3 protein-coding genes are annotated in these 1,606 nt (G+C 44.9%); all 3 read right to left on the reverse strand.

From position 1 onward, the window contains the following. Positions 1-434: YggT family protein (locus ABYB02_RS16980; RefSeq protein WP_372763536.1), on the reverse strand; the 434-nt coding region annotated here is incomplete at its 3' end. Between the two features lie 12 nt (positions 435-446). Then, the gene (proC, locus tag ABYB02_RS16985) at positions 447-1,268 is read right to left on the reverse strand and encodes a pyrroline-5-carboxylate reductase (protein ID WP_372763537.1); all 822 of its coding nucleotides are present in this window, start codon (positions 1,266-1,268) and stop codon (positions 447-449) included. Between the two features lie 17 nt (positions 1,269-1,285). Continuing rightward, positions 1,286-1,606, reverse strand: a 321-nt coding sequence (locus ABYB02_RS16990) for a YggS family pyridoxal phosphate-dependent enzyme (protein WP_372763538.1), incomplete at its 5' end; no start/stop codon positions are given.

A 1,606-nucleotide genomic window follows, 5' to 3' on the forward strand; every position in this document is an offset into this window, starting at 1 on the left:
CGGATAGGTTTCAGCATTGGCTCTGTAAGCTGGTGGAATACCGCTTCAATTGGGTTATAGCCTTGACTCACCCAGCTTAAAATAGCGCGAATAATCAATACCCAAAAAACTAAGTTCAACGCTTCTTTTAACACCGTAATGACTGCTTGCAGCAGTACTGGTTGTATAGCCCATGTTTGATAAATAAGCCACATCAGTATACTGATTTTTGCGGCCGCAACAAAAAAGGCCAGCAACAAAGAGGCAAAGTCGAGGCCAGCAAAACCGGGTATAACTTTACGCAGCGGCGTGACCGCAAATGAGGTAGCTTTCACTACAAACTGACTCATTGGGTTGTAAAAGTCGGCTTTTGCCCACTGTAGCCAAAAGCGCAGTAATACCACCATTAAAAATAAATCAAATAGGGTACTTATCAAAAATTGCATGGCATTCATAATTTAACCTTCTTAGAGTTCTTGTTCCATTTGCTGAGCACGGGTAATACAGGCATCCATGGCATCGGCAACGGTTTGGGTTAACCCATTGTCTTTTAAGTGCTCAACGGCTGCATGGGTGGTGCCGCCTTTAGAGGTGACATTGGCGCGTAATTGCGCAATGCTTATCTCAGGCTGGCTGAGCGTCATTTCGGCCGCTCCCAGCGCAGTTTGTTGTACTAAGCGACGCGCGTCGCTATCGCTAAAGCCCAGTGCTTTGGCTTTTGCTTCAATGGCTTCCATAAATAAGAAAAAGTATGCCGGAGACGAGCCGGTTACAGCAATAATATCGTTAATTTGCGACTCTTGCTCAACCCACACTACAATCCCAGTACATTCAAATACGTGTTGTACAAATTCGTGTTCCTGTTGTGTTTCGCCCGCGCCATACAAACCCGATACGCCACGGCTAAGTAACGACGGGGTGTTAGGCATACAACGTACCATCTTTACATCTTGGCCGAGCATTTCTCGCAAGCGCTTTACCGTTAAGCCCGCCGCCACTGAAATAAACAGCTTATCGCTAAAATCAACGCCTGAGTCTTGAAACGCTTGACATAGCTCGCCCATCATTTGAGGTTTAACAGACAGTACAATGACATCCGCATCACGCAGGGCTTCATTATTGTCACTGGTGGTACGTACCTTGAAATCGGCGGCAACCTTGGCTAATTTTTCTTGGTTACGGTTGGTGGCAATAATGTTATCTGCCTTAAAGCCATTTTTTACCATGCCACCAATAATGGCATAACTCATGTTTCCTGTGCCTATGAATGCGATTGTTTTATCTGACATATGTCTGTTATCACCTTTTAAGTTCGTGTGCCAAAAATGTCTGTGCCGATCCTCACCATGGTTGAGCCTGCAGCAATTGCAGCTTCTACATCGTTACTCATCCCCATCGACAAAGTATCTACTTGAGGATATAAGGCCTGTAGTTTATCAAAGCAAGTTTGCAATTGCTCAAAATATTGTAGTTGCAGCTGAGGATCCGCGGTTTTAGCGGGAATAGCCATTAAGCCTCGCAGGGTTAAATGCTCACATTGGTTAATAAAATCAGCCAGTTCAGTGATTTCATTAGGGTGGCAGCCAGACTTTGCTGGCTCAAAACTGATATTCACTTGAATCAACAC

Source organism: Pseudoalteromonas sp. (assembly GCF_041613455.1).
In the GTDB taxonomy this organism is placed as follows: domain Bacteria; phylum Pseudomonadota; class Gammaproteobacteria; order Enterobacterales; family Alteromonadaceae; genus Pseudoalteromonas.

Bases quoted from the DNA above. Each gene is read 5' to 3' on its own strand.
- proC (WP_372763537.1), bottom strand. From the start codon at position 1,268: ATGTCAGATAAAACAATCGCATTCATAGGCACAGGAAACATGAGTTAT.